The organism is Geodermatophilus sp. SYSU D00758 (genome assembly GCF_054049955.1).
Window position 1 is genome coordinate 48,337 of sequence record NZ_JBJGYK010000013.1, and the last position, 23,676, is coordinate 72,012.

General features: G+C 76.3%; 24 protein-coding genes. 21 read left to right on the forward strand and 3 right to left on the reverse strand.

The features are described from left to right. Nucleotides 1-63: 63 nt before the first annotated feature. Nucleotides 64-558 carry an inorganic diphosphatase gene (locus tag ACI8AC_RS11475; protein ID WP_117376461.1) on the reverse strand — a complete coding sequence of 165 codons (495 nt, stop codon included), beginning with the start codon at nucleotides 556-558 and terminating at the stop codon, nucleotides 64-66. A 57-nt stretch (nucleotides 559-615) separates the two neighbouring features. Here ACI8AC_RS11475 and dacB point away from each other — a divergent pair, with 57 nt between their 5' ends. The 10 genes from dacB (at nucleotide 616) to ACI8AC_RS11525 (ending at nucleotide 10,003) form a co-directional block, all read left to right on the forward strand. Then, nucleotides 616-2,034, forward strand: coding sequence for a D-alanyl-D-alanine carboxypeptidase/D-alanyl-D-alanine endopeptidase (gene dacB, locus ACI8AC_RS11480; RefSeq protein WP_456897896.1), 1,419 nt, complete (start codon nucleotides 616-618; stop codon nucleotides 2,032-2,034). A 103-nt stretch (nucleotides 2,035-2,137) separates the two neighbouring features. Further along, a complete protein-coding gene (locus tag ACI8AC_RS11485) occupies nucleotides 2,138-3,223 on the forward strand; it encodes a zinc-dependent metalloprotease (protein ID WP_456897897.1) in 1,086 nt (361 codons plus the stop codon). A 16-nt stretch (nucleotides 3,224-3,239) separates the two neighbouring features. Beyond that, a complete protein-coding gene (gene tilS / locus ACI8AC_RS11490; protein ID WP_456897898.1) occupies nucleotides 3,240-4,280 on the forward strand; it encodes a tRNA lysidine(34) synthetase TilS in 1,041 nt (346 codons plus the stop codon). Then, nucleotides 4,273-4,848, forward strand: a complete 576-nt coding sequence (hpt, locus tag ACI8AC_RS11495; protein WP_456897899.1) for a hypoxanthine phosphoribosyltransferase — start codon at nucleotides 4,273-4,275, stop codon at nucleotides 4,846-4,848. The genes tilS and hpt overlap by 8 nt, the downstream gene beginning before the upstream one ends. 219 nt (nucleotides 4,849-5,067) lie before the next feature. Further along, entirely contained in the window at nucleotides 5,068-7,062 is a 1,995-nt protein-coding gene (ftsH, locus tag ACI8AC_RS11500) for an ATP-dependent zinc metalloprotease FtsH (protein WP_456897900.1), read from the forward strand. Nucleotides 7,063-7,132: 70 nt separating this feature from the next. Next, nucleotides 7,133-7,753: a GTP cyclohydrolase I FolE gene (folE, locus tag ACI8AC_RS11505; protein ID WP_456897901.1), complete on the forward strand. Its 621-nt coding sequence runs from the start codon at nucleotides 7,133-7,135 to the stop codon at nucleotides 7,751-7,753. Continuing rightward, nucleotides 7,750-8,613, forward strand: coding sequence for a dihydropteroate synthase (gene folP / locus ACI8AC_RS11510; protein WP_456897902.1), 864 nt, complete (start codon nucleotides 7,750-7,752; stop codon nucleotides 8,611-8,613). Before folE ends, folP begins: the two co-directional genes overlap by 4 nt. Further along, complete coding sequence (folB, locus tag ACI8AC_RS11515) at nucleotides 8,606-8,995, forward strand: dihydroneopterin aldolase (RefSeq protein ID WP_456897903.1); 390 nt, start codon at nucleotides 8,606-8,608, stop codon at nucleotides 8,993-8,995. Before folP ends, folB begins: the two co-directional genes overlap by 8 nt. Next, nucleotides 8,992-9,498 (forward strand): 2-amino-4-hydroxy-6-hydroxymethyldihydropteridine diphosphokinase, encoded by a 507-nt coding sequence (gene folK, locus ACI8AC_RS11520; RefSeq protein ID WP_456897904.1) that lies wholly within the window; start codon nucleotides 8,992-8,994, stop codon nucleotides 9,496-9,498. The genes folB and folK overlap by 4 nt, the downstream gene beginning before the upstream one ends. A gap of 13 nt (nucleotides 9,499-9,511) precedes the next feature. Beyond that, a complete protein-coding gene (locus ACI8AC_RS11525; RefSeq protein WP_456897905.1) occupies nucleotides 9,512-10,003 on the forward strand; it encodes a DUF3180 domain-containing protein in 492 nt (163 codons plus the stop codon). Between the two features lie 30 nt (nucleotides 10,004-10,033). Here ACI8AC_RS11525 and ACI8AC_RS11530 read toward each other — a convergent pair whose 3' ends face one another. Next, complete coding sequence (locus ACI8AC_RS11530; protein WP_456897906.1) at nucleotides 10,034-11,233, reverse strand: ABC transporter ATP-binding protein; 1,200 nt, start codon at nucleotides 11,231-11,233, stop codon at nucleotides 10,034-10,036. Nucleotides 11,234-11,236: 3 nt separating this feature from the next. Between ACI8AC_RS11530 and ACI8AC_RS11535 the strand changes: the two genes are divergently transcribed. The 4 genes from ACI8AC_RS11535 to ACI8AC_RS11550 all read left to right on the forward strand — a co-directional run bounded on the left by ACI8AC_RS11535 (nucleotide 11,237) and on the right by ACI8AC_RS11550 (nucleotide 15,251). Next, nucleotides 11,237-11,965, forward strand: a complete 729-nt coding sequence (locus tag ACI8AC_RS11535) for an ABC transporter permease (RefSeq protein WP_456897907.1) — start codon at nucleotides 11,237-11,239, stop codon at nucleotides 11,963-11,965. Next, nucleotides 11,962-12,699, forward strand: a complete 738-nt coding sequence (locus ACI8AC_RS11540; RefSeq protein WP_456897908.1) for an ABC transporter permease — start codon at nucleotides 11,962-11,964, stop codon at nucleotides 12,697-12,699. The genes ACI8AC_RS11535 and ACI8AC_RS11540 overlap by 4 nt, the downstream gene beginning before the upstream one ends. A 162-nt stretch (nucleotides 12,700-12,861) precedes the next feature. Beyond that, on the forward strand, nucleotides 12,862-13,869 hold the full coding sequence (locus tag ACI8AC_RS11545) for a glycine betaine ABC transporter substrate-binding protein (RefSeq protein ID WP_456897909.1): 1,008 nt from the start codon (nucleotides 12,862-12,864) through the stop codon (nucleotides 13,867-13,869). Nucleotides 13,870-13,985: 116 nt separating this feature from the next. Then, nucleotides 13,986-15,251, forward strand: coding sequence for a DUF6779 domain-containing protein (locus tag ACI8AC_RS11550; protein WP_456897910.1), 1,266 nt, complete (start codon nucleotides 13,986-13,988; stop codon nucleotides 15,249-15,251). 65 nt (nucleotides 15,252-15,316) lie between these two features. Here the strand turns inward: ACI8AC_RS11550 and ACI8AC_RS11555 are convergent, their stop codons facing one another. Then, a complete protein-coding gene (locus ACI8AC_RS11555) occupies nucleotides 15,317-16,060 on the reverse strand; it encodes an SDR family oxidoreductase (RefSeq protein WP_456897983.1) in 744 nt (247 codons plus the stop codon). A gap of 261 nt (nucleotides 16,061-16,321) precedes the next feature. Here ACI8AC_RS11555 and ACI8AC_RS11560 point away from each other — a divergent pair, with 261 nt between their 5' ends. Genes ACI8AC_RS11560 through lysS form a run of 7 tightly spaced genes read left to right on the forward strand, consistent with a single transcriptional unit; the run spans nucleotide 16,322 to nucleotide 23,571 of the window. Further along, nucleotides 16,322-17,269: a Rossmann-like and DUF2520 domain-containing protein gene (locus ACI8AC_RS11560; protein ID WP_456897911.1), complete on the forward strand. Its 948-nt coding sequence runs from the start codon at nucleotides 16,322-16,324 to the stop codon at nucleotides 17,267-17,269. Further along, the gene (gene panC, locus ACI8AC_RS11565; RefSeq protein ID WP_456897912.1) at nucleotides 17,266-18,120 is read left to right on the forward strand and encodes a pantoate--beta-alanine ligase; all 855 of its coding nucleotides are present in this window, start codon (nucleotides 17,266-17,268) and stop codon (nucleotides 18,118-18,120) included. The genes ACI8AC_RS11560 and panC overlap by 4 nt, the downstream gene beginning before the upstream one ends. After that, a complete protein-coding gene (panD, locus tag ACI8AC_RS11570) occupies nucleotides 18,117-18,542 on the forward strand; it encodes an aspartate 1-decarboxylase (protein ID WP_456897913.1) in 426 nt (141 codons plus the stop codon). The genes panC and panD overlap by 4 nt, the downstream gene beginning before the upstream one ends. Next, nucleotides 18,539-20,215, forward strand: a complete 1,677-nt coding sequence (locus tag ACI8AC_RS11575) for an L-aspartate oxidase (RefSeq protein WP_456897914.1) — start codon at nucleotides 18,539-18,541, stop codon at nucleotides 20,213-20,215. Before panD ends, ACI8AC_RS11575 begins: the two co-directional genes overlap by 4 nt. Beyond that, entirely contained in the window at nucleotides 20,212-21,153 is a 942-nt protein-coding gene (nadC, locus tag ACI8AC_RS11580) for a carboxylating nicotinate-nucleotide diphosphorylase (protein WP_456897915.1), read from the forward strand. Before ACI8AC_RS11575 ends, nadC begins: the two co-directional genes overlap by 4 nt. 37 nt (nucleotides 21,154-21,190) lie before the next feature. Further along, nucleotides 21,191-22,054 carry a type III pantothenate kinase gene (locus ACI8AC_RS11585; RefSeq protein WP_456897916.1) on the forward strand — a complete coding sequence of 288 codons (864 nt, stop codon included), beginning with the start codon at nucleotides 21,191-21,193 and terminating at the stop codon, nucleotides 22,052-22,054. An 11-nt stretch (nucleotides 22,055-22,065) separates the two neighbouring features. Continuing rightward, on the forward strand, nucleotides 22,066-23,571 hold the full coding sequence (gene lysS, locus ACI8AC_RS11590; RefSeq protein WP_456897917.1) for a lysine--tRNA ligase: 1,506 nt from the start codon (nucleotides 22,066-22,068) through the stop codon (nucleotides 23,569-23,571). Nucleotides 23,572-23,676: the final 105 nt, after the last annotated feature.

Below are 23,676 nucleotides of genomic sequence, written 5' to 3' on the forward strand. Positions count from 1 at the left end.
GATGTGGCCACCCTTCAGGGGCCCGCGCCGAGCCTGCGAGGCGTGGGGAAGGGCGGGCCCTTCTCAGTGGTGGGCGGCGCCTTCCTGGGCGCGGGCGAGGGAGGCCTCGATCTCGGCCTCGGCGTCGGCGCGGCCGACCCACTCGGCCCCCTCGACCGACTTGCCGGGCTCGAGGTCCTTGTAGGTCTCGAAGAAGTGCTGGATCTCGAGCCGGTCGAACTCCGACACGTCGCCGATGTCGGTGAGGTGGGCCATCCGCGGGTCGGTCGCCGGCACGCAGAGGACCTTGTCGTCACCGCCCTTCTCGTCGGTCATCCGGAACATGCCGATGGCCCGACAGGTGATCAGGCACCCGGGGAAGGTCGGCTCCTCGAGCAGCACCAGGGCATCGAGCGGGTCGCCGTCCATGCCCAGGGTGTTCTCGATGTAGCCGTAGTCCGCCGGGTAGCGGGTGGAGGTGAACAGCATCCGGTCCAGGCGGATGCGTCCGGTGGCGTGGTCCAGCTCGTACTTGTTCCGCTGGCCCTTCGGGATCTCGATCGTCACGTCGAACTGCACGGCACGTAGTGTGGCCCACCGTGGCTGCGCCCTCCCCGGCGGAGTCACTCCTGGGGGGTGGGCACCATCGCGCCGAGCGGGCCGGCGACCGTCACGCCGCGGTACTCGAGGTTCCGCCGCCGGGTCGCGCTGGGGGGTGTGGCGGTGCTCGCCGTGGTCGCCCTGGCGGTGTTCCTGGTGGTCCCGTGGGGCACCGCGGACGGCGGTGACGCCGGTCCCGCGGTCGCCGTCCCCGAGCTGCCGGAGGTGCCCGGGGCCGACCCGGTGCTCGCGGGCCTGACGCAGGAGGCGCCGGCCCCCGACCCGGCCGCGCTGGAGGCCGCGCTCGCCCCGCTGCTGTCGGCGCCGGCGCTCGGCCCCGGCGTGTCGGCCGCCGTCGTCGACGTCCTCACCGGTGAGGTGCTGCTCGACCTCGACGCCACCGACCCGGCCACCCCGGCCTCCACCGCGAAGCTGCTGACCGCCGCGGCCGCGCTCACCACCCTCGGCCCCGACGCCACCCTGGAGACCAGGGTGGTGGCCGGCGCCGCGCCCGGGGAGGTGGTGCTCGTCGGCGGCGGCGACCCCACCCTCTCGCGCACCGACCCCTCCCTGACCTACCCCGGCGCGCCCACCGTCGCCGACCTCGCCGCCCAGGTGCGGGAGGCCCTGCCCCCGGGGACGGCGGTGACCCGCGTCGTCGTCGACAGCTCCCTGTTCGAGGGCCCGCTGACCGCCCCCGGCTGGGGCCCGGACGACGCGCCGTCGAGCTACGCGGCGCCGATCACCGCCACCGCGGTCGACGGCGCCCGGGTCCGGCCCGGCGAGACGGCCCGCAGCGGGCAGCCCGGGCTCGACGCCGGTGCCGCCCTGGCCGAGGCGCTCGGCGTCCCCGGCGCCACGGTCGTGCTCGGCGAGGCACCCGCGGAGGGCGACACGCTCGCCACGGTGGAGTCCGCGCCGGTCGCCCGGCTGGTCGAGCAGTCGCTCTCCCTGTCGGACAACGTGCTCGCCGAGGCGCTCGCGCGGCACGTGGCCCTGGCGCGCCGCCTGCCGGCCACCTTCCAGGGCGCCGCCCAGGGCGTGACCGACGCGCTCGAGGACGCCGGCTTCGACATCACCGGGGTCGGGCTGGCCGACGGCAGCGGGTTGGCCGCGAGCGACCGGGTGCCGGCCTCGCTGCTCGCCGACCTCCTCACCGCCGCCGCCGACGGCTCGGCGCCGGGGCTGTCCGCGCTGCTGTCCGGGCTGGCGGTCGCCGGCTACGACGGCACGCTGGCCGACCGGGGGGACGCCGACCCGGCCACCGCGCCGGGTGCCGTCCGGGCGAAGACCGGCACGCTGCTCGGGGTGCACGGCCTGGCCGGCACGGTCGTCACCGCCGACGGGCGGCCGCTGGTGTTCGCCGTCGTCGCCGACGGCGCGCCCGGTGACCCGCTCGCCGCCGAGGCCGCCCTCGACGCGGTCGCGGCCGCGCTGGCCGCCTGCGGCTGCTGACGGCCCCGTCCAGGGGCTCGCCGCGAGCGTGCGAGCGGGTGAGGGGGACGGGGTCCTTCCTCGGGTGGGGGCGGGGGGTCCTCGCCCCGCGTACGGTGAGGCGATGAGCAGCGCCTCCGCCATGGTCGACTGGGAGCTCGCCGGACGCACCGCCCGCCGCCTCGTCGGCCCCGGCCCCGAGACGACGCGGGAGGAAGCCACCGCCGTCGTCCGCGAGCTGCACGAGAAGGCCGCGGTCGCGGTGGCCCACGTCGAGGGGCTGACCGGGCTGTCCCCGGTGCCCGGGGGCCCGGTGCCCCAGGTCGCCGTGGTCGACCGGCCGGCCTGGGTGGACGCCAACACCGCGGGGATGCAGGCCCTGCTCGACCCGCTGGTCGACGCCCTCGCCGCCCGGCAGGAGACCCGGCCCGGCCCGCTGGCCACCGCCATCGGGTCCCGGGCCACCGGCGTCCAGGCCGGCGGCGTGCTCGCCTTCCTCAGCTCCCGGGTCCTCGGCCAGTACGAGGTCTTCGGCACCGGCGGCCGGCTCCTGCTGGTCGCCCCCAACATCGTCGACGCGGAGCGCAAGCTCGGCGTCGACCCCTCCGACTTCCGGCTGTGGGTCTGCCTGCACGAGGTCACCCACCAGCTGCAGTTCACCGCCGTCCCCTGGCTGCGCGAGCACCTCGAGGCGCAGGTCGGCGAGTTCGTCGAGGCCACCGACCTGACCCCGGACGTGCTGCGGGAACGGCTGCGCGACGTGCTGCGCGGCGTCACCGACGCCATCCGCGGCGGTGAGGGCGGCGACGACGCCGGCCTCATGGCGCTGGTGCAGGACCCGCGCCAGCGGGAGGTCCTGGACCGGGTCACCGCGGTGATGAGCCTCGTCGAGGGGCACGCCGAGTACGTCATGGACGGCGTCGGCCCGGACGTCGTCCCGTCGGTGCGGACGCTGCGCAAGCGGTTCGCCCAGCGCCGCAAGGGCCGCGGCCCGCTGGACCGCGTGCTGCGCCGGCTCCTGGGCCTGGAGCAGAAGATGAAGCAGTACGCCGACGGCCGGCACTTCGTCGGCGGCGTCGTCGACCTCGTCGGCATGGAGGGCCTCAACCGCGTCTGGGAGGGGCCGGCGAACCTGCCGCGGATCGAGGAGCTGACCGAGCCCGCGCGCTGGGTGGAGCGGGTGCACGGCCGCCCGGCCATCACCGCCTGAGCCCGGGGGCCCGCCCGTGGCCGGCCCGCCGCGCGCGGTCGCGGACCTGCGGTCCGCCGTCCGGGCCGGCCTGCGGGGTTCCCCCGCGCCGGTGCTGGCCGCCTGCAGCGGCGGCCCGGACTCGGTCGCCCTCGCCGCCGCGCTGGCCTTCGAGTCCCGGACGGCGGGGGTCCGCGTGGGCGGGGTGACCGTCGACCACGGCCTGCAGCCCGGCTCGGCCGAGCGCGCCGCGGCCACCGCCGCCCTGCTGCGCGGGCTGGGCCTGGACCCGGTGCGGGTGCTGACGGTGGCCGTGCCCGCGACGGGCGGCCCCGAGGGCGCGGCCCGCGCGGCCCGCTCCGCCGCCCTGGCCGCGGCGGCGGCCGAGCTCGGCGCCCGGGTGGCGCTGGGGCACACCCTCGACGACCAGGCCGAGACGGTGCTGCTGGGACTCGGGCGCGGCTCGGGCCCGCGCAGCGTCGCCGGGATGGTCGCCGCGCGGGTGGACCGCGGCGTCACCTGGTGGCGGCCCCTGCTCGGCGTCCGGCGCCGCACCACCCGCGCGGCCTGCGCGGACCAGGGGCTGCCGGTCTGGGACGACCCGTGGAACACCGACCCCGCCCTCGCCCGCGCCCGCGTGCGCGGCGAGGCCCTGCCCCTGCTCGAAGAGGTGCTCGGCGGGGGGGTGGCGCCCGCGCTGGCCCGGACCGCGGCGATGCTGCGCGAGGACCTCGACGCCCTCGACGCGCTGGCCGCCGCCGAGCTGGACCGGCTGGCGCCCGGGCCCGCGGGCGGCCCGCTGCCCGCCGTCGCCCTCGCCGCGCTGCCCGCCGCGCTGCGCCGCCGGGTGCTGCGCGGCTGGCTGCGGACGGCGGGGGTGCCCGACCTGCAGGCGGTGCACCTCGCCGCCGTCGACGCCCTGGTCAGCGGTTGGCGGGGGCAGGGCGCGGTCCACCTGCCGGGCGGTGCCGGGGTCCGCCGGGCGTCTGGCAGTCTGGAGCTGCTGGCCCGCGGCCACGGCGGCCCCCGACCCGGGGGCACCCCCGACATCCCCGAGGAGCGTCCCAGGCGTGACTGAGTCCGGCGAGCTCGGCGACCACCACGGTTACGGCCCCGACATCGACCACGTGCTGCTCGGCGAGGAGCAGATCCAGGCCAAGATCGGCGAGCTGGCGGGGCAGGTCGCCGCCGACTACGAGGGTCGCGAGGTGCTGCTGGTCGGCGTCCTCAAGGGCGCGGTGCTGTTCATGAGCGACTTCGCCCGCGCGCTGCAGCTGCCCACCCAGATGGAGTTCATGGCCGTCTCCTCCTACGGGTCGGCGACCAGCTCCTCCGGCGTCGTCCGCATCCTCAAGGACCTCGACCGGGACATCAGCGACCGGCACGTGCTGGTCATCGAGGACATCATCGACTCGGGTCTGACCCTGTCGTGGCTGCTCAAGAACCTGGGCAGCCGGCGGCCGGCCTCGCTGGAGGTCTGCGCCCTGCTGCGCAAGCCCGAGGCGGTCAAGGTCGACGTCCCGGTGCGCTACGTCGGCTTCGACATCCCCAACGAGTTCGTCGTCGGCTACGGCCTGGACTACGCCGAGCGCTACCGCGACCTGCCCTACATCGCGACGCTCAAGCCCGAGGTCTACTCGACGTGACCCCGTGATCACCGCGGATCTCCCCCGGTAGGGGGGACCCGCCCTCCTCCCAGGTGTCGTCGGGTCCGCGCACAGGGTCCTGACAGCAGCCCCGGTGTACCGTCGATCGCAACGACGCTGCGCCGGCGCCGGGGTGCCCGCCCGGGTCGCAGGGAGCGTCCCCCGGACGATCAGGAGGGTCGACGGGCGACCGGTCTCCCGGCAGCCCGGCATCGGTGTATGGAACGTAAGAAGATCTTCCGCTCCGTGTGGTTCTGGGTCGTCCTCGTCGTCCTGGTCGCCCTCGGGGTCTCGTCGCTCTTCGGTGGCGGCCGCGAGTACACGCAGGTCTCCACCGCGACGGCGCTCGAGCAGATCACCAGCGGCAACGTCGACTCGGTGACGATCAACGACAAGGAGCAGACGCTCGACCTCGACCTGGTGGACCCGGTCGAGGGCAGCGAGCGCATCACCGCCTCCTACCCGATCGGCGCGGCCGACGACGTCTTCGACCTCGTCTCGGGCCTGGACGGCGACGGCGAGGCCGTCGACTACGACACCAACGTCACGCAGGAGAGCGTGCTGGTCAGCATCCTGATCAGCTTCCTGCCGTTCGTGATCCTCCTGCTGCTGCTGTTCTGGCTGTTCAACTCGATGCAGGGCGGCGGCCGCGGAGTCATGGCCTTCGGCAAGTCCAAGGCCAAGACGGTCAGCAAGGACATGCCGAAGACCACGTTCGCCGACGTCGCGGGCGCCGACGAGGCGATCGAGGAGCTGCACGAGATCAAGGACTTCCTCGCCAACCCGGTCAAGTTCCAGGCCGTGGGGGCGAAGATCCCCAAGGGCGTGCTGCTGTTCGGCCCGCCCGGGACCGGCAAGACCCTGCTCGCCCGGGCCGTGGCCGGTGAGGCCGGCGTGCCCTTCTACTCGATCTCCGGGTCGGACTTCGTCGAGATGTTCGTCGGCGTCGGCGCCAGCCGGGTCCGGGACCTGTTCAACCAGGCCAAGGAGAACGCCCCGGCGATCATCTTCATCGACGAGATCGACGCCGTCGGCCGGCACCGCGGCGCGGGCATGGGCGGCGGCCACGACGAGCGCGAGCAGACGCTCAACCAGATGCTCGTCGAGATGGACGGCTTCGACGTGAAGGGCGGCGTCATCCTCATCGCCGCCACGAACCGGCCGGACATCCTCGACCCGGCGCTGCTGCGCCCGGGCCGCTTCGACCGGCAGATCGCCGTCGACCGGCCCGACCTCGGCGGCCGCAAGAAGATCCTCGAGGTGCACGCCAAGGGCAAGCCGCTCGCGCCCGACGTCGACCTGGAGACCGTCGCCCGCCGCACCCCCGGGTTCACCGGCGCCGACCTCGCCAACGTGCTGAACGAGGGCGCGCTGCTCACCGCCCGCCGCAGCGAGTCGCTCATCACCGACGAGGTGCTCGAGGAGGCGATCGACCGCGTCATCGCCGGCCCGGAGCGCAAGACGCGGGCGATGAGCGAGAAGGAGAAGAAGGTCACCGCCTACCACGAGGGCGGGCACGCTCTCGTGGCGCACGCGCTGCCCAACCTGGACCCGGTGCACAAGGTGACGATCCTGCCGCGCGGCCGCTCGCTCGGGCACACGCTCGTCCTCCCCACCGAGGACAAGTACACCCAGACCCGGTCGGAGATGATCGACACCCTGGCCTACGCGCTGGGCGGTCGGGCGGCCGAGGAGCTGGTGTTCCACGAGCCGACCACCGGTGCCGGCAACGACATCGAGAAGGCCACCGCGATGGCCCGCGCGATGGTGACCCAGTACGGCATGAGCGCCAAGCTGGGCGCGGTGAAGTACGGCAGCGGGGACTCCGAGCCCTTCATGGGGCGGGACATGCACACCCGGCCGGACTACTCCGACGCCGTGGCCGCCGACATCGACGCGGAGATCCGCGCGCTCATCGAGGCCGCGCACGACGAGGCGTGGGAGATCCTGGTGGAGTACCGGGGCGTCCTCGACCAGCTCGTGCTCGAGCTGATCGAGAAGGAGACCCTGTCCAAGGAGGACATGGACCGCATCTGCGCACCGGTCACCAAGCGGCCGTCGCTGGCGCCGTACAACGGCTTCGGCAAGCGGACCCCGTCGGACCAGCCGCCGGTGCTGACGCCGGCCGAGCGGGCCGCGCAGAACGGCAGGAGCCTGATCAAGGGGGACGACGCCGCGCCGGTGGGGGACGTCGGCGCGCCGGTGCAGAGGTGAGCGGGCCCGCCGCCCTGCCGGTGGGCACCGCACCGCGACCGCGTCCGTCCCGGGCCGGCGAGGAGGGCTCGTGAGCGAGGTGCCGGCCGAGCCCGACGACCTGCTGCTCCCCCCGCCGCGGCCCGGCGTCGACCACGCGCGCGCGGCCGCGGCGGTGCGGGAGCTGCTGCTCGCGGTGGGGGAGGACCCCGACCGCCCCGGCCTGCGCGACACCCCGGGCCGCGTGGCGCGGGCCTACGCGGAGACCTTCGCCGGGCTGTGGCAGGACCCCGCCGACGTCCTCGCGACCACCTTCGACGAGGACCACGACGAGATGGTCCTGGTCAAGGACATCCCGATGTACTCGACCTGCGAGCACCACCTGGTGCCCTTCCACGGGGTGGCCCACATCGGCTACATCCCCGGGGACGACGGCCGGGTCACCGGGCTGTCCAAGCTGGCGCGGCTGGTCGAGGTCTACGCCCGGCGCCCGCAGGTGCAGGAGCGGATGACCAGCCAGATCGCCGACGCCCTCGCCGAGGTGCTCAAGCCGCGGGGCGTGCTGGTCGTCATCCAGGCCGAGCACCTGTGCATGGCGATGCGCGGGATCCGCAAGCCCGGGTCCTCGACGGTCACCAGCGCCGTCCGCGGCATCTTCCGCGACAACGCGGCCACCCGCGCCGAGGCGATGGGCCTCGTGCTGGGCCGGTGACGGTCCACCCGCAGCTCCCGCGCCCCGGCCGCTGCGTCGTCATGGGGGTCCTGAACGTCACCCCGGACTCGTTCTCCGACGGCGGCTGCTTCGCCGACGCGCCCTCGGCGGTCGCGCACGGGCTGGCCATGCACGCCGCCGGGGCCGACTACGTCGACGTGGGCGGGGAGTCGACCCGGCCCGGCGCCGACCGGGTGGACGCCGACGAGGAGTGCCGGCGGGTGCTGCCCGTCGTCCGGGAGCTCGCCGCCGCCGGTGTGCGGGTCAGCGTCGACACCACCCGAGCCGAGGTCGCCGCGGCGGCCCTGGCGGCGGGCGCGGTGCTGGTCAACGACGTCAGCGGCGGGCTGGCCGACGCCGGCATGGCCGCGCTGGTCGCCGACGCCGGCGTCCCGTGGGTGCTCATGCACTGGCGGGGGCACAGCCGCGAGATGTACGCCGCGGCGCGCTACGGCGACGTCGTCACCGAGGTCGGCGCCGAGCTCACCGCCCGCGTCGAGGACGTCGTCGCCGCCGGGGTGGACCCCGCCCAGCTCGTCCTCGACCCCGGGCTGGGCTTCGCCAAGCGCGCCGAGCACAACTGGGCGCTGCTGGCCGGCCTCGACCGGCTGGTGTCGCTGGGCCTGCCGGTGCTCGTCGGGGCCTCCCGCAAGACCTTCCTCGGCCGCCTGCTCGCCGACCCCGACGGCCCCCCGCGCCCGGCCGAGGAGCGCGACGCCGCGACCCTGGCCACCACCGTCCTGGCCGCCGAGGCCGGCGCCTGGGGGGTGCGGGTGCACGACGCGGCCGCCTCGGTCGACGCCGTCCGCACCGTGGCGGCGGTGCAGGCCGCCCGCCGTGAGAGGAGCCCCCGTGGCTGAGCAGCCCACCCGGCGCACCCCGGACCGCATCACCGTGCGGGGGATCACCGCGCACGCCCACCACGGCGTCTACGACTGGGAGCGCGAGCGGGGGCAGGCCTTCCGCGTCGACGCCGTCCTGGAGCTCGACACCGCCCCCGCCGCGGCCGGCGACGACCTGGCGCGGACGGTCAACTACGCCGAGCTGGCGCAGCGGCTGCACGGCGTCCTCACCGGGGACCCGGTCGACCTGCTGGAGACCCTCGCCCAGCGGCTGGCCGACGTCTGCCTCGCCGACCCGCTGGTCGACGCCGCGGAGATCACCGTGCACAAGCCCGACGCCGAGCTGGGCGTGCCCTTCGACGACGTCACCGTCGCCATCCGCCGGGAACGCCCGGCATGAGCCGGGCCGTCCTGTCGCTCGGGGCCAACCTCGGCGACCGCGCCGCCGCGCTGCGCGTGGCGATCAGCGCCCTGCACGACGAGGGGGTGCTGGTGGCGCGCTCCACGCTGTACGAGACCCCGCCCTGGGGCCCGGTCGAGCAGCCGCCGTACCTCAACGCGGTCGCGGTGGTCCGCGGCGAGCGGGACGCCGCGGGCTGGCTGGCCCGGGCGCACGAGCTGGAGCTGGCGGCCGGGCGCACCCGGGAGGTGCGCTGGGGGGCGCGCACGCTGGACGTCGACGTGGTCACCGTGACCGCGGACGACGGCAGCCCGGTGGTCTCCGCCGACCCGGCGCTGACGCTGCCGCACCCGCGCGCCGCCGAGCGCGCGTTCGTGCTCGTGCCCTGGCTGGCCCTCGACCCCACCGCGGTGCTGCCCGGCTCCGGCCGGGTCGCCGACCTGGTGGCCGCCCTGCCGCCCGAGGAGGTCGAGGCGGTCGTGCGCTGGGAGCACCTGCAGTGAGCGGGGACCGCCGGTGAGGCCGGTGCCGCGGCGGGACCTCGCCGTCCTCGCCGCCGGGCTGGCGCTGGCGACCTGGCTGGTGGTCCGCAGCAGCTACGGGAGCCTGCCGCCGCTGCGCTGGTGGATGGCCGTGCCGCTCGGCGTCCTCGCGGTGGCCGAGGTGCTGGGCACGCGCGCGCTGCGCGCCCGGCTGGCCGCCCAGCGGGACCGCCGCCCGCCCGGTGAGCGCACCGCACCCCCGCTGCGGCCCGTGGAGCCGATGCTCGTCGCCCGGCTGGCCGTCCTGGCCCAGGCCAGCGCCTACGTCGGCGCGGTCTTCCTCGGCATCTGGCTCGGCGTGCTGGCCCACGTGGCCCCCGCGGTCTCCCGGCTGGTGGCCGCCCGCGGCGACACCGTGGCCGCCGTGGTCGGCGTCGTCTGCGCCGCCGCGCTGGTGGCCGCCGCGCTGTGGCTGGAGTCGGCCTGCCGCGTCCCGCCCCGGACGGGGGACGAGGAGGGCCGCTGAGGGAGGACGCCGGGTCACGACCCCCCGGGCTCAGCTGAGGGAGGTGCCCGCGGTCTCCGGGGTGGCGCCGGCCACCGAGCGGCGCAGCGCGGCGTGCAGCGACTCCGGGGTGAGGACGCCGAGGAACCGGTCGCCGTCCAGCACCGCCACCCAGCCCGCCTCCAGCTGCAGCATGGTGGCGAAGGCGTCCTTGAGCGAGGCATCGGCCGGCACCCACGCGTCCATCCGCCGGGCCACGGTGTCCACGGTCCCCGGGCCCGTGGCCCGCTCGGCGGACAGCCAGCCGTGCAGCGCGCCGCGGTCGTCGAGCACGACCGCCCACCGGGCGCCGGCCCGGTCGAGCGCCGCACGGGCGTCGGCGAGCCCGTCGGTCACCTGCACCACCGGGGGGCGCTCGAGGTCGGTGGGGTCGATCGGCGTCACCGCCAGCCGCTTGAGCCCGCGGTCGGCACCGACGAAGTCGGCCACGAACGGGCTGGCCGGCGAGCCCAGGACCTCCGCCGGAGGGGCGAACTGCTCCACGTGGCCCCCGTGGCTCATCACCGCGATGCGGTCGCCGAGCCGCACCGCCTCCTCGATGTCGTGGGTCACGAACACGATCGTCTTGCGCACCGTCTGCTGCAGGCGCAGGAACTCCGCCTGCAGTCGTTCCCGCACCACCGGGTCGACCGCGGAGAACGGCTCGTCCATCAGCAGGACGGCGGGATCGGCGGCCAGCGCCCGGGCCACCCCGGCGCGCTGGCGCTGACCACCGGAGAGCTGGGCCGGGTATCGGTCGCCGTGCACGGCCGGGTCGAGGCCCACGGTCGCCAGCAGCTCGTCGACCCGCGCCCGGGTCCGCGCCCGGTCCCAGCCGAGCAGCCGCGGGACCGTGCCGACGTTGGTGCGCACGGTCTGGTGGGGGAACAGGCCCACGTTCTGGATGACGTAGCCGATGCGCCGGCGCAGCTTGTCGGGGTCGACCCGGGTGACGTCCTCGCCGCCGAGGAGGATCCGGCCGGTCGTCGGCTCGATGATCCGGTTGATCATCTTCATCGTGGTGGTCTTGCCGCAGCCGGACGGGCCGACCAGCACCGACAGCTCGCCCGCGGCGAAGGTCAGGTCGAGCTCCGCCACCCCGACCGTCCCGTCGGCGTAGGTCTTGCTCACGCCCTCCAGCCGGATCTCCTCGGCCCCGCCGCCCGCGGGTCTCGGCTTGGTCAGCGAGGGGGCGGCGGCAGTAGCGTCCACGACGTGGCCTTCCTGGGAGCGCGCCCTCTGCTGGACGCGACGAGCGCCTCGGTGGTGGTCGCGGCGGAGGAGGTGCCCAACCCCTGGTTCGACCCGTCCTACGTGACCGCCAACTGGTCCACCATTGTGGGCTACGCCGGCCAGCACGTCAGGCTCACGATCGGGGCGGTGCTGCTCGGGGCCCTGATCGCGCTCCCGCTGGCCCTGCTCGCCCGCCGCACCCGGTGGCTGTCCGGGCCGGTCCTCGGCTTCTCGACGATCGTCTACACGATCCCCTCGCTGGCCATGTTCGCGTTCCTGGCCCCGTACACCGGCCCGCTGTCGGCCACCACGGTGCTCGTCGGCCTGACCCTCTACACCCTGGTCATCCTCGTGCGGAACTTCCTCGCCGGGCTGCAGGCGGTGCCCCCCGACGTCCGGGAGGCCGCCCGGGGGATGGGCTACGGGCCGGCGCGGCTGTTCCTCCAGGTCGACCTGCCGCTGGCCCTGCCCGCCTTCATGGCCGGCCTGCGGATCGCGACCGTCTCCACCGTCGCCCTGGTCACCGTCGGTGTCATCACCGGCAACGGCGGCCTCGGTCAGCTGATCATCGGCGGCTTCAACAGCAACTTCTACCGGGCGGAGATCGTCACCGGTGCGCTGGGCTGCGTGCTGCTGGCGCTCACCGCGGACCTGCTGCTCGCCGGGGCCGAGCGCCTGCTCACCCCGTGGACCCGGGCGGTGCGGACGTGAGCGATGTCCGCGACGCGTTCGTCTACCTCAACGACCCGTTCAACTGGACCCGGCCCCGGGGCATCCTCGACCTGCTCGTCGAGCACCTGACCATCTCGGTGGTCGCCGTCCTGGCGGCCGCGGTCCTCGCCGTTCCCCTCGGCGTCCTCATCGCGACCACGGACCGGGGCAGCGGCGTCGTCGTCGTGGTGTCGAACGTGAGCCGGGCGATCCCGACGCTGGCGCTGCTCACCGTCTTCGCCGTCACGCCCATCGGCTTCGGCCCCCGCGCCACCACCATCGCGCTGGCGGTCTTCGCCGTCCCGCCGATCCTCACCAACACCTTCGTCGGCTTCCGCGGGGTGGACCCCGACGTCCGCGAGGCGGCCCGGGGCATGGGCCTCAGCCGGGGGCAGGTCATCCGCCGGGTCGACCTCCCGCTCGCCCTGCCCCTGGTGATGACGGGCATCCGGACGGCCGCGGTCCAGGTCGTGGCCACCGCCGGGCTGGCCGCCCTGGTCGCCGGTGGCGGGCTCGGGCAGATCATCACGCTCGGCTTCGGCCAGCAGGACTACGGCCAGATGATCGCCGGGGCGCTGCTGGTGGCGCTGCTCGCCCTGGCCACCGAGGCGGTGCTCGTGCTGGTCTCGTGGGCCGTGACACCCGGCCGGCGCCGGCTGCCCTTCCCGCCCCGGCGCCGAGCCCGCACGCAGGCCGGTGAGCCGGAGGCCACCGCGGTCGGCGTCCCCTCCTGAGCTGCTCCTCCCGACCCCGGGACCTTCCGTAACAACCGGGCAACACCTGCGGATCCGGGTTGGCCGCGGGCGGACGCGGGGGGTTGCATGTGCGGCGCGGGGCACCTCCCGCCAGACACGCGTCGCGGCCGCCTGCCGCACGGGACACAGAAGGCGGGACTCATGCGCAGGATCTCCCGGGTCATCCCCCCGCTCGCCCTGGCGGCGGTGCTGGTCACCGCGTGCGGTGAGTCGGGTTCGTCGGGCACCGGTGGCGGGGGTGGCGGCGGCACGGCCTCCGGCGACGCCTGCGCCCCGGTCGCCGGCGACCAGCTCGTCGTCCTCGAGGACGACCAGCAGCTGCAGAACGCCGACAACGTCGTCCCGGCGGTCAACGCCGCCACCGCCGCGGCCAACCCGGCGCTGCTGCCGGCCCTGGACGCGGTGTCCGCGGCGCTCACCACCGAGGACCTCATCGACATGAACGCCGCGGTGGACCTCGAGCGGCGCAGCGCCGAGGAGGTCGCCGCCGAGTGGGTCGAGGCCAACGTGGACACCAGCGGCCTCGAGCAGGGCAGCGGACGGATCGTCGTCGGCGGCGCCAACTTCACCGAGTCGACGATCCTGGCCCACGTCTACGCCGACGTGCTCCAGGCCGCGGGCTTCGACGCCTCGGTCGCCGAGGTCGGCAACCGGGAGCTGTACCTGCCGGCGCTGCAGTCCGGTGCCGACATCCAGGTCTTCCCCGAGTACCTCGCCACGGTCACCGACTTCCTCAACCGCCAGGTCAACGGCGCCGACGCCGAGGGCGTGGCCAGCGGGGACGTCCAGGAGACGGTCACCGCCCTCCAGCCCCTCGCCGAGCAGGCCGGTCTGGTGTTCGGCGAGCCGAGCGAGGCCGCCGACCAGAACGCGTTCGCGGTCACCGAGGCCTTCGCCGACCAGGTGGGCGTCTCGACGCTCTCCGAGCTCGCCGACGCCTGCGGGGACGGGTCGCTGGTGCTCGGCGGGCCGGCCGAGTGCCCGGAGCGGCCGCAGTGCCAGCCCGGCCTGGAGGAGACCTACGGCCTGCAGTTCGCCGACTTCCGGGAGCTGGACGCCGGTGGCCCGCTGACCAAGAGCGCGATCCAGCAGGGCGAGGTCTCCATCGGCCTGGTGTTCAGCTCGGACGGGGCGCTCGCGCAGGGCTGAGCCACCACCGCACCACCGCACCACCGCGCCGGGGCGCCGGGGGTCGCCCCGGCGCCCCCGCCGTGTCCCCTGTCCGGAACGTGGCCGCAGGCTCGCGGAGCGTTACGCTGAGCGCCATGTCGACGGACGGGAGCGCGGTGCCGTCGCCGGTCCGGTCGGGCCCGCGGACGCTCGGACTGGTGGCCGGGGCCGTGCTCGCCGCGGCCGCCACCGTGGTGGTCCTGCTCGCCGACGACGTCCGGGTCGTGCGCCTGGCCGCCCTGGCCGCCGCCTGGGCCTTCGTGCTCGCCGCCCTCGTCGCCACGCGCCGCGGGAGCGGTGCCGGCGCCGACCGCGAGGTCGTGCAGTGGCTGGCGCACGAGCGGGACGTCGCCGTCCGCCGCGAGCAGCGGACGCAGGCCGAGGGGCGCCGGGAGGCCGACACGGCGCTACGGGAGGACCTGGCGGCGCTGCGCGGCGACCTCGAGGCGCTGCGCGGCGACCTCGGCCGGATCTCCGGTCTGGCCCCGGACCTCGCGGAGGCGGCCCGCCTCGGGCGCGAGCTGACCGGTCCCGCGGGCCTGCGGTCGGACCTGGGGCAGCTGCCGGTGCTGCGCGCCGACCTCGACCGGGTCGCCGCCCTGCGCGGCGACCTCGACGGGCTGGCCGGGCTGCGCGCGGACGTCGAGGGCCTGCGCCGGGAGATCGTCGCGCTCGGCGGCCTGCGCGGCGGTCTCGCCGACCTGGCCGGGCTGCGCGCGGACCTCGCCGCCCTGGCCGACCTGCGCACCGACGTCGGGCGGCTGCGCAGCGAGCTGGGGGAGCGGACCTCGGGGGAGATGCTGGTCGAGCGGGTCACGCTCCGGACGCAGTCCCTGCGCACCGGGCCGGCCACGGTGGAGTCACCGGCGGTCGTGGCCGACCCCGTCGTCCCGCCGGAGCCGGTGCGGGCGGCGGAGCCCGCACCGACGGCCGCCGTCCCCGCCCCCCGCGAGCTGGCCCCGCCGGCCCCCGCCCTCACCGTCGAGGCCCTCACCGGCAGCCGCTGGCCGCGGCACGAGTTCACCGTCGGCCGGCCCCCGGCGCCGTCGGAGGAGCCGCGCCGGCGCCGCACGGACGCCGACGCCCCGCCGGCGGACCCGGTGCTGACCGTCGAGCGTCCGGCGGTCGTGGCCGGGGAGCAGGCCGCGGAGCCGGTGCCCGCGCCGCGCGGGGACCGGCCGGTGGCCCAGCAGGTGCGCCCGCCGGTGCCGCGGGCGGCGACCGGGGACCCCGGCTCCGCCCGGCTGGCGGAGATCCTCGCGCAGAACGGGGTCGCCCCCGCCGGCGGCCGGCGGCGGCGCCGCTACCGCGAGGACGGCGAGGGCGACGACGTCCTCGCCCGGGTGCTCGGCCGCAGCTGAGCACCCCCCGGCCCCGTCCAGCGGCTCGCCGGGAGCGTGCGAGCGGTGAGCAGGACGGGGTCCTTCTAGGCCGGGCCGCGCGAGAGCGCCCCGCCGTCCAGCACGAGCGTCTGGCCGGTGACCCAGCCGGCGCCGTCGCCGAGCAGGTAGGCCGCGGCCTCCCCGACGTCCTCGGGCTCGCCGAGCCGGCCCACCGGGTACTGCGCGGCGGCCTCGGCCTCGCGCCCCTCGTACAGGGCGCCGGCGAAGCGGGTCTTCACCACCGCAGGTGCGACGGCGTTGACCCGCACCGTCGGCCCCAGCTCGACGGACAGCTGCGTGACCAGGTTGATGAGCGCGGCCTTGCTCACCCCGTAGCCGCCGATCATCGGCGAGGACTTCAGCCCCGCGACCGAGGCGACGACCAGGACCGAGCCGCCGCGCTCGCGCATCCACGCCCGCCAGGCCTCCTGCACCAGGCCGAGCGTGGAGACGACGTTGGTGTCGAGGATCTTGCGGAAGCTGTCCAGCTCGAGGTCGACCATGGGGCCGTACACGGGGTTGATGCCGACGTTGCCGACCAGCATGTCCAGGCCGCCGAAGGTGTCGACGGCGGTGCGCACGGCCTCGGCCCGGTGCGCGGCGTCCCCGGCGTTGCCGGCCACGCCGACCGCGACGTCCGGGCCGCCCAGCGCGGTGACCGCCTCGGCCAGGGCCTCCTGCTTGCGGGCCGTGAGGACGACGCGCGCCCCGCGGTCGACCAGGCTCCGCGCGATCCCCAGCCCGATGCCCCGGCTGGCGCCGGTCACCAGCGCGGTGCGCCCCTCCATCGTGCCCACTCGTCCTCCTGCCGTCGGTCGGTCTGCCGCCGGACACCGTAGGCGCCTCCCCGAGTGAGGCAGCCCACAGGGTGCAGGCGTTGCACCCGCCCCGCGGCGGTCACAGACTCGCCTTCGGCGTCCCCCGCGTGGCACACCCGGTCGCAGCGGCCCGGGCGCCGGCACCACCCGCGACACCCGGCGGGCCGCGACGAGGCGGTCCGCGACCTGCGAGTCCGGTACCCGGCAGGGACTGGAACGAGAGGTGCACCGATGCCTGCTGCCCGCAGGACCCGCCCCGCCGGCCTGCCGCCGGCGGACTCCGCCCCCGCCCGCCTCCGCGTGGGCGTCGTCGGCGCCGGCCGCGTCGGCGCCGTCCTGGGTGCGGCGCTCACCGCCGCCGGCCACGAGGTGGTCGCCGCCGCCGGCGTCTCCTCGGCCTCCGCCGAGCGCGCCGCCCGCCTGCTGCCCGGCGTCCCGCTGGTGCCCACCGACGAGGTGGTCGCCGCCGCGGACCTCGTGGTCCTCGCCGTCCCCGACGACACGCTGCCCGGCCTGGTCGCCGGGCTCGCCGAGACCGGGATCTGGCGACCGGGCCAGCTCGCCTTCCACACCTCCGGCGCCCACGGCCTGGCCGTGCTGGCCCCCGCCGCGGCGGCCGGCGTCCTGCCGCTGGCCCTGCACCCGGCGATGACGTTCACCGGCGCCCCGGAGGACGTCGACCGCCTGGCCGGTGCCCCGTTCGCCGTCACCAGCGCCCCGGAGCACCTGCCGGTCGCCCAGACGCTGGTCCTCGAGATGGGCGGCGAGCCGTTCGCCGTCGCCGAGGACGACCGGCGGCTGTACCACGCGGCCCTGGTCACCGGGGCCAACCACCTGGTCACCCTCGTCGCCGAGGCGGCCGACCTGCTCCGGGCCGCCGGGGTGGACAGCCCCGCGCGGGTGCTCGCGCCGCTGCTGACCGCCGCCCTGGACAACGGGCTGCGCCGCGGCGACCGCGGGCTCACCGGCCCGGTCAGCCGGGGGGACGTCGGCACCGTGGCCGACCACCTGGAGACCCTGACCGAGCGGGCGCCGGACGCGGTCGCCGGGTACGTGGCGATGGCGCGGCGCACCACCGAGCGCGCCCTGGTCGCCGGCCGGCTCAAGCGGCACGAGGGGGCCCCGCTGCTGGAGCTGCTGGAGGCCGCGCAGGCCGGCGACGCGGCGGGCTCCCGGTGAGCACCGCCACCGCGCCCGCGGTGGCCGAGACCACCGCGGACCTCCGCGCGCTGCGGGCCCGGCTGCCCGCCCCGGTCGCGCTCGTGCCGACGATGGGCGCGCTGCACGAGGGCCACCGCACGCTGGTCCGGGCCGCTCGCGAGCGGGCCGGCAGCGTCGTCGTGTCGGTGTTCGTCAACCCCACCCAGTTCGGTCCGGGGGAGGACTTCGACCGCTACCCGCGCACCTGGGACGCCGACCTGGCCGCGCTGGCCGAGGAGGGCGCCGACGCCGTCTTCCACCCGCCGGTCGAGGAGGTCTACCCGCCCGGCGCGGCGGGGGTGACCGTGCACCCCGGCCCGCTCGGGTCGGTGCTGGAGGGCGCCGTGCGGCCCGGCCACTTCGCCGGCGTCCTCACCGTGGTGGCGAAGCTGTTCGGGCTGGTCCGGCCCGACCTCGCGCTGTTCGGGGAGAAGGACTACCAGCAGCTGGTGCTCATCCGCGCGATGGCCCGCGAGCTGGCCCTCGGTGTCGACGTGGCCGGCGTCCCCACCGTCCGCGAGGACGACGGGCTGGCGCTGTCCTCCCGCAACCGCTACCTCTCGCCGGAACTGCGGGCCACCGCGGTGGCGTTGAGCAGGGCACTGCGGGCCGGTGTCGCGGCCGGCCCCGGGGGCCGTGGCGCCGTGCTCGCCGCCGCGCGGGAGGTGCTGGCCGGCGCCCCCGACCTGGTGCCCGACTACCTCGAGCTCACCGACCCCGACCTCGGCCCGGCCCCCACCGCCGGGCCGGCCCGCCTGCTGGTCGCCGCGCGCGCCGGCAGCACCCGACTCATCGACAACCTGCCCGTGGAACTCGGAGAGACCCGATGATGCGCACGATGCTCAAGTCCAAGATCCACCGGGCGACGGTCACCCAGGCCGACCTGCACTACGTGGGCTCGGTGACCGTCGACGAGGACCTCCTCGACGCCGCGGACCTGCTGCCCGGCGAGCAGGTGGCCATCGTCGACATCACCAACGGCGCCCGGCTGGAGACCTACGTGATCCCCGGCGAGCGCGGCAGCGGGGTGATCGGCATCAACGGTGCCGCCGCCCACCTGGTCCACCCCGGCGACCTGGTCATCCTGATCAGCTACGGCGTCATGGACGAGACCGAGGCCAAGTCCTACCTGCCGAAGGTCGTGCACGTCGACGCCGCCAACCGCGTCGTCGACCTCGGCGCCGACCCCTCGGCCCCCGTGCCGGGTGCAGCGGACCAGGCGCGCAGCGACCTGGGTGTGCCGGTCCGGTGACCACCGTCGCGGCCGACCCGGTCACCGGGCTGCCGCTGCGCCTGTCGGCCCCCGAGCCCGGGTGGGAGCTGGCCGCCGACGTCTGCGTGGTCGGCTCCGGCGTCGCGGGCCTCTGCGTTGCCCTGCACGCGCGGGCGGCCGGGCTGTCGGTCGCCGTCGTCACCAAGGTCCGCGCCGACGCCGGCTCCACCCGCTGGGCGCAGGGGGGCATCGCGGCGGTCCTCGACCCCGCCGACACCCCGGCGGCGCACGCCCGCGACACCGAGGTCGCCGGCGTCGGGCTGTGCGAGACCGCGGCGGTCGACGTGCTGGTGCACGAGGGTCCGGGCCGGCTGCGCCAGCTGATCGAGTGGGGCGCGGCCTTCGACCGCGACCCGTCCGGCCGGCTGCTGCTCACCCGCGAGGGCGGCCACTCCGCCGACCGCATCGTGCACGCCGGCGGCGACGCCACCGGCTCGGAGGTGCAGCGCGCCCTGCAGGACGCCGTCCGCGCCGACCCCGGCGTCACCCTCGTCGAGCACGCGATGGTGCTGGACCTGCTCACCGACGCCGACGGCCGCGCCGCCGGCGTCACCCTGCACGTGCTCGGCGAGGGCAGCGCGGACGGCGTCGGCGCGGTGCGCGCCCGCGCGGTCGTGCTCGCCACCGGCGGCATGGGGCAGGTCTACGCGGCGACCACCAACCCCTCGGTCTCCACGGGGGACGGCGTCGCCCTCGGCCTGCGCGCCGGCGCGGTGGCCACCGACCTGGAGTTCGTGCAGTTCCACCCGACCTCGCTGTGGCTGGGCCCCGGCGTCCGCGGGCAGCAGCCGCTGGTCAGCGAGGCGCTGCGCGGCGAGGGGGCGGTGCTGCGCGACGGCGCGGGGGAGCGGTTCATGCTCGGCGTCCACCCGATGGCCGAGCTCGCCCCCCGCGACGTCGTCGCCAAGGCGATCACCGCGGTGCAGCTGCGCGACGGCGTCCCGCACGTGTGGCTCGACGCCCGGGAGGTGCCCCGGGTGGCCGAGCGCTTCCCGACGATCACGGCGAGCTGCCGGTCGGCGGGCATCGACCCGGCCACCGAGCTGGTCCCGGTCACCCCGGCCGCGCACTACGCCTCCGGCGGCCTGGTCACCGACCTCGCCGGGCGGACGACGGTCCCCGGCCTCTACGCCTGCGGCGAGGTGGCCTGCACCGGCGTGCACGGGGCCAACCGGCTGGCCTCCAACTCGCTGCTGGAGGGGCTGGTCTTCGCCGCCCGCATCGGCGCCGAGCTGGCCCGCGCGCTGCCGCCGGCGATGCCCGCCGTCGTCGCCCCGGCGGTGCCCTCCGGGCTGCTCGACCCGGCCGGCCGCCGCGAGGTCACCGACACGATGTCGGCCCGGGTCGGCGCGCTGCGCAGCGGCGCCGGCCTGGCCGAGGCCACCGGGCGGCTGGCCGCGCTGGCCGCCGGCCTCGGCCCCGACGTGGCCCCGGGCGTGGCCGGCTGGGAGGCCACCGACCTGCTCACCGTGGCCGCCGCGCTGGCGACGGCGGCCGCCGCGCGGGAGGAGACCCGCGGCTGCCACTGGCGGGAGGACCACCCCGACACCGACGAGGCCTGGCGGGTCCACCTGGACCTCCGGCTCGGCCGCGACGGCACCCTGACCGTGACCCGCCGCCCGGTGGGGACGCCGGTGGTGCGGCCGTGGTGAACGACCCCCGGGACCTCTCCCGGACCGGGCTGGCCGAGGCCTGGGTGGCCGAGCTGGTCGAGCGCACCCTCGCCGAGGACCTCACCGGCGGCGCACCGCTGCCCAGCGCCCCGGACCTCGCGGTCACCCACGACGTCACCAGCGCCGCCACCGTCCCGGCCGGTCGGCTCGGCACCGCCGACCTCGTGGCCCGCGCCGACGGGGTGGTCGCCGGCCTGCCCGTCGCCGCCCGCGTCTTCACCCGGCTGGCCCCGGGCGCCGCGCTCACCGCCGGCGCCTCCGACGGCGACCGCGTGCGCCGCGGGGACGTGCTGCTCACCGTCCGCGGGCCGGTGCGCGCGCTGCTGGCCGCCGAGCGCAGCGCGCTGAACATCGCCGGCCGGGCCAGCGGCATCGCCACGCTCACCCGGCGGTGGGTGGACGCCGTCGAGGGCACCGGCGCCGTCGTCCTGGACACCCGCAAGACCACCCCGGGGCTGCGCCCGCTGGAGAAGTACGCCGTCCGCTGCGGCGGGGGGTCGAACAAGCGGATGGGCCTCTACGACGTGGCGATGGTCAAGGACAACCACGTCGCGGCCGCCGGGTCGGTCGCCGCCGCCGTCGCCGCGGTGCGGGAGCGCGCGCCGCGGGTGACGGTGCAGGTGGAGGTCGACGAGCCGGCGCAGGCGGTGGAGGCGGTGGAGGCCGGCGCGGACTTCCTGCTCTGCGACAACATGCCGCCGGCGGTGCTCCGCGAGGTCGTCGCGCTGGTCGGCGGGCGCGCGGAGCTGGAGGCCACCGGGGGGCTGACCCTGGAGGTCGCGCGGGAGGTGGCCGCGACCGGGGTGGACTACCTGTCGGTCGGCGCGCTGACGCACTCTGCGCCCGCCCTGGACGTGGCCCTCGACCTGCGGGTGGAGGGCGCCGGATCGGCCCACCCGGGCCCGGCGAGGCCCTGATGGCCCCGACCGTGCACAGCTCGCGGGGGCGGCGGCCGTGCTGCTGACCGTCGACGTCGGCAACAGCCAGACGGTCCTGGCCACCTTCGACGGGGACCGGCGGGTCGGCTGCTGGCGGGTGACCACCGCGCCGCGGGCTACCTCCGACGAGCTGCACATGCTGTGGCGGGGCCTGCTCCGGGACGCGGTGGTCACCGGGGTCTCGGCGTGCTCCACCGTGCCGGCCCTGCTGCCCGCGCTGCGCCAGCTGCTGGACTCCCTCGAGGTGCCCGTGGTCCTCATCGGCCCCGGCGTGCGGACCGGCGTCCCCCTGCACGTGGACAACCCCCGGGAGGTCGGTGCCGACCGCGTCGTGACCGCCCTCGCCGCGCACGAGCTGTTCGGCCGCGCACCCGACGGCTCCGGCCGCCCCGTGGTGGTCGTCGACTTCGGCACCTCGACCAACGTCGACGCCGTGGGCCCGGAGGGGCAGTTCCTCGGCGGCGCGCTGGCCCCCGGGGTGGAGGTCAGCCTCGAGGCGCTGGCCACCCGGGCCGCGCAGCTGCGGTCGGTGGAGCTCACCGTGCCACCGCACGCCATCGGCAAGAACACCGTGGCGGCGCTGCAGTCGGGGCTGGTCCTCGGCTTCGCCGGGCTGGTCGACGGCCTGGTCACCCGGATCGCGGGGGAGCTGGTCGCCCAGTTCGGTGCCGCCCCGGTCGTCGTCGGCACCGGCGGGCTGGCGCCCCTGGTGGCCGACAGCTGCCGGTCGATCACCGAGCGGGAGCCGGACCTCACCGTGCACGGCCTGCGGCTGGCCTTCGAGCGCCACCAGGCCGCCGCCGGGGGCGCCCGCCCCGCCGCACCGCCCGCAGGCGGCCGCCCCCGCGGCCCCGGTCGGCCCCGGGGCGGCGCCTCGTAGGCTCGGGCCCCGTGAGCGAGCTCCCCCCTGGCCAGCCGGACGACGAACTCCCCGAGCAGCTCCGGGTCCGCCGGGCCAAGCTCGACCGGCTCCGGGAGGCGGGCGTCGACCCCTTCCCGGTCTCGGTGCCGCGGACGACCTCCCTGGCCGGGGTCCGCGCGCGCCACCCCGACCTCGCGCCGGACACGACGACCGGCGAGCGGGTCGGCGTCACCGGGCGGGTCATCTTCTCCCGCAACACCGGCAAGCTCTGCTTCGCGACGCTGCGCGAGGGGGACGCCGAGCTGCAGGTGATGCTCTCCCGCGACCGGGTGGGCGAGGCGGCGCTCGACGCCTGGAAGTCCGACGTCGACCTCGGCGACCACGTCTTCGTCGAGGGCGAGGTCGGCACGTCGCGCCGCGGTGAGCTCTCGGTGTTCGCCGACTCCTGGCAGCTGACCGCCAAGGCGCTGCGGCCGCTGCCGGTGGCGCACAAGCCGATGAGCGAGGAGCTGCGGGTGCGCCGCCGCTACGTCGACCTCATCGTGCGCGACGAGGCCCGCCGCACCGTGCGCCAGCGGGCCGCGGTGACGGCCGCCCTGCGCGCGGGGCTCACCTCCCGGGACTTCCTCGAGGTCGAGACCCCGATGCTTCAGACGGTGCACGGCGGGGCCGCGGCCCGGCCGTTCCGGACGCACATGAACGCCTTCGACCTCGACCTGTACCTGCGGATCGCGCCGGAACTGTTCCTCAAGCGCTGCATAGTCGGGGGGCTGGACCGGGTCTTCGAGATCAACCGCAACTTCCGCAACGAGGGTGCCGACAGCTCGCACTCGCCGGAGTTCGCGATGCTGGAGTTCTACGCCGCCTACCTCGATTACCAGGACGTGGCGACCATCACCCGGGAGCTGGTCCAGGAGTGCTGCGCGGCGCTGTTCGGCGACCACGTCGCGCGCCACCACGACGGCACCGAGGTGGACCTGTCGGGGGAGTGGCGGCAGGTCCGGCTCTTCGACCTCGTCAGCGACGCGGTCGGCGAGGAGGTCACCCCCGGGACGCCGGTCGAGCGGCTGCGGGCGCTCGCCGAGCGGCACGACGTCGGCGTCGACCCCGCCTGGCTGCCCGGCAAGGTGGTCGAGGAGCTGTTCGAGGCCCTGGTCCAGGACTCGCTGCAGGAGCCCACGTTCGTGCTCGACTACCCGGTGGACACCTCCCCGCTCACCCGGGCGCACCGGTCGACCCCGGGCGTGGCCGAGAAGTGGGACCTCTACATCGGCGGCATCGAGCGCGGCACCGGTTACTCGGAGCTGGTCGACCCCGTGGCGCAGCGGGAGCGGTTCACCCAGCAGGCGCTGCTGGCCGCGGCCGGCGACCCGGAGGCCATGGTCCTCGACGAGGACTTCCTCGAGGCGCTCGAGTACGGCATGCCGCCCACCGGCGGCGTGGGCATGGGCATGGACCGCCTGATGATGACCCTGACCGGGCTCGGTATCCGCGAGACCATCCTCTTCCCGTTGGTGCGGCCGATTTCCGGTTGAGGACCGGAACAGTTCGAGAACCCGGGCACCCCCTGGACCGGAACAGTTCCGTCCGTCACCAGTTGGGGTGTGTCGCCATTTTCCTGCTGTTCTCCGCGCGCCATT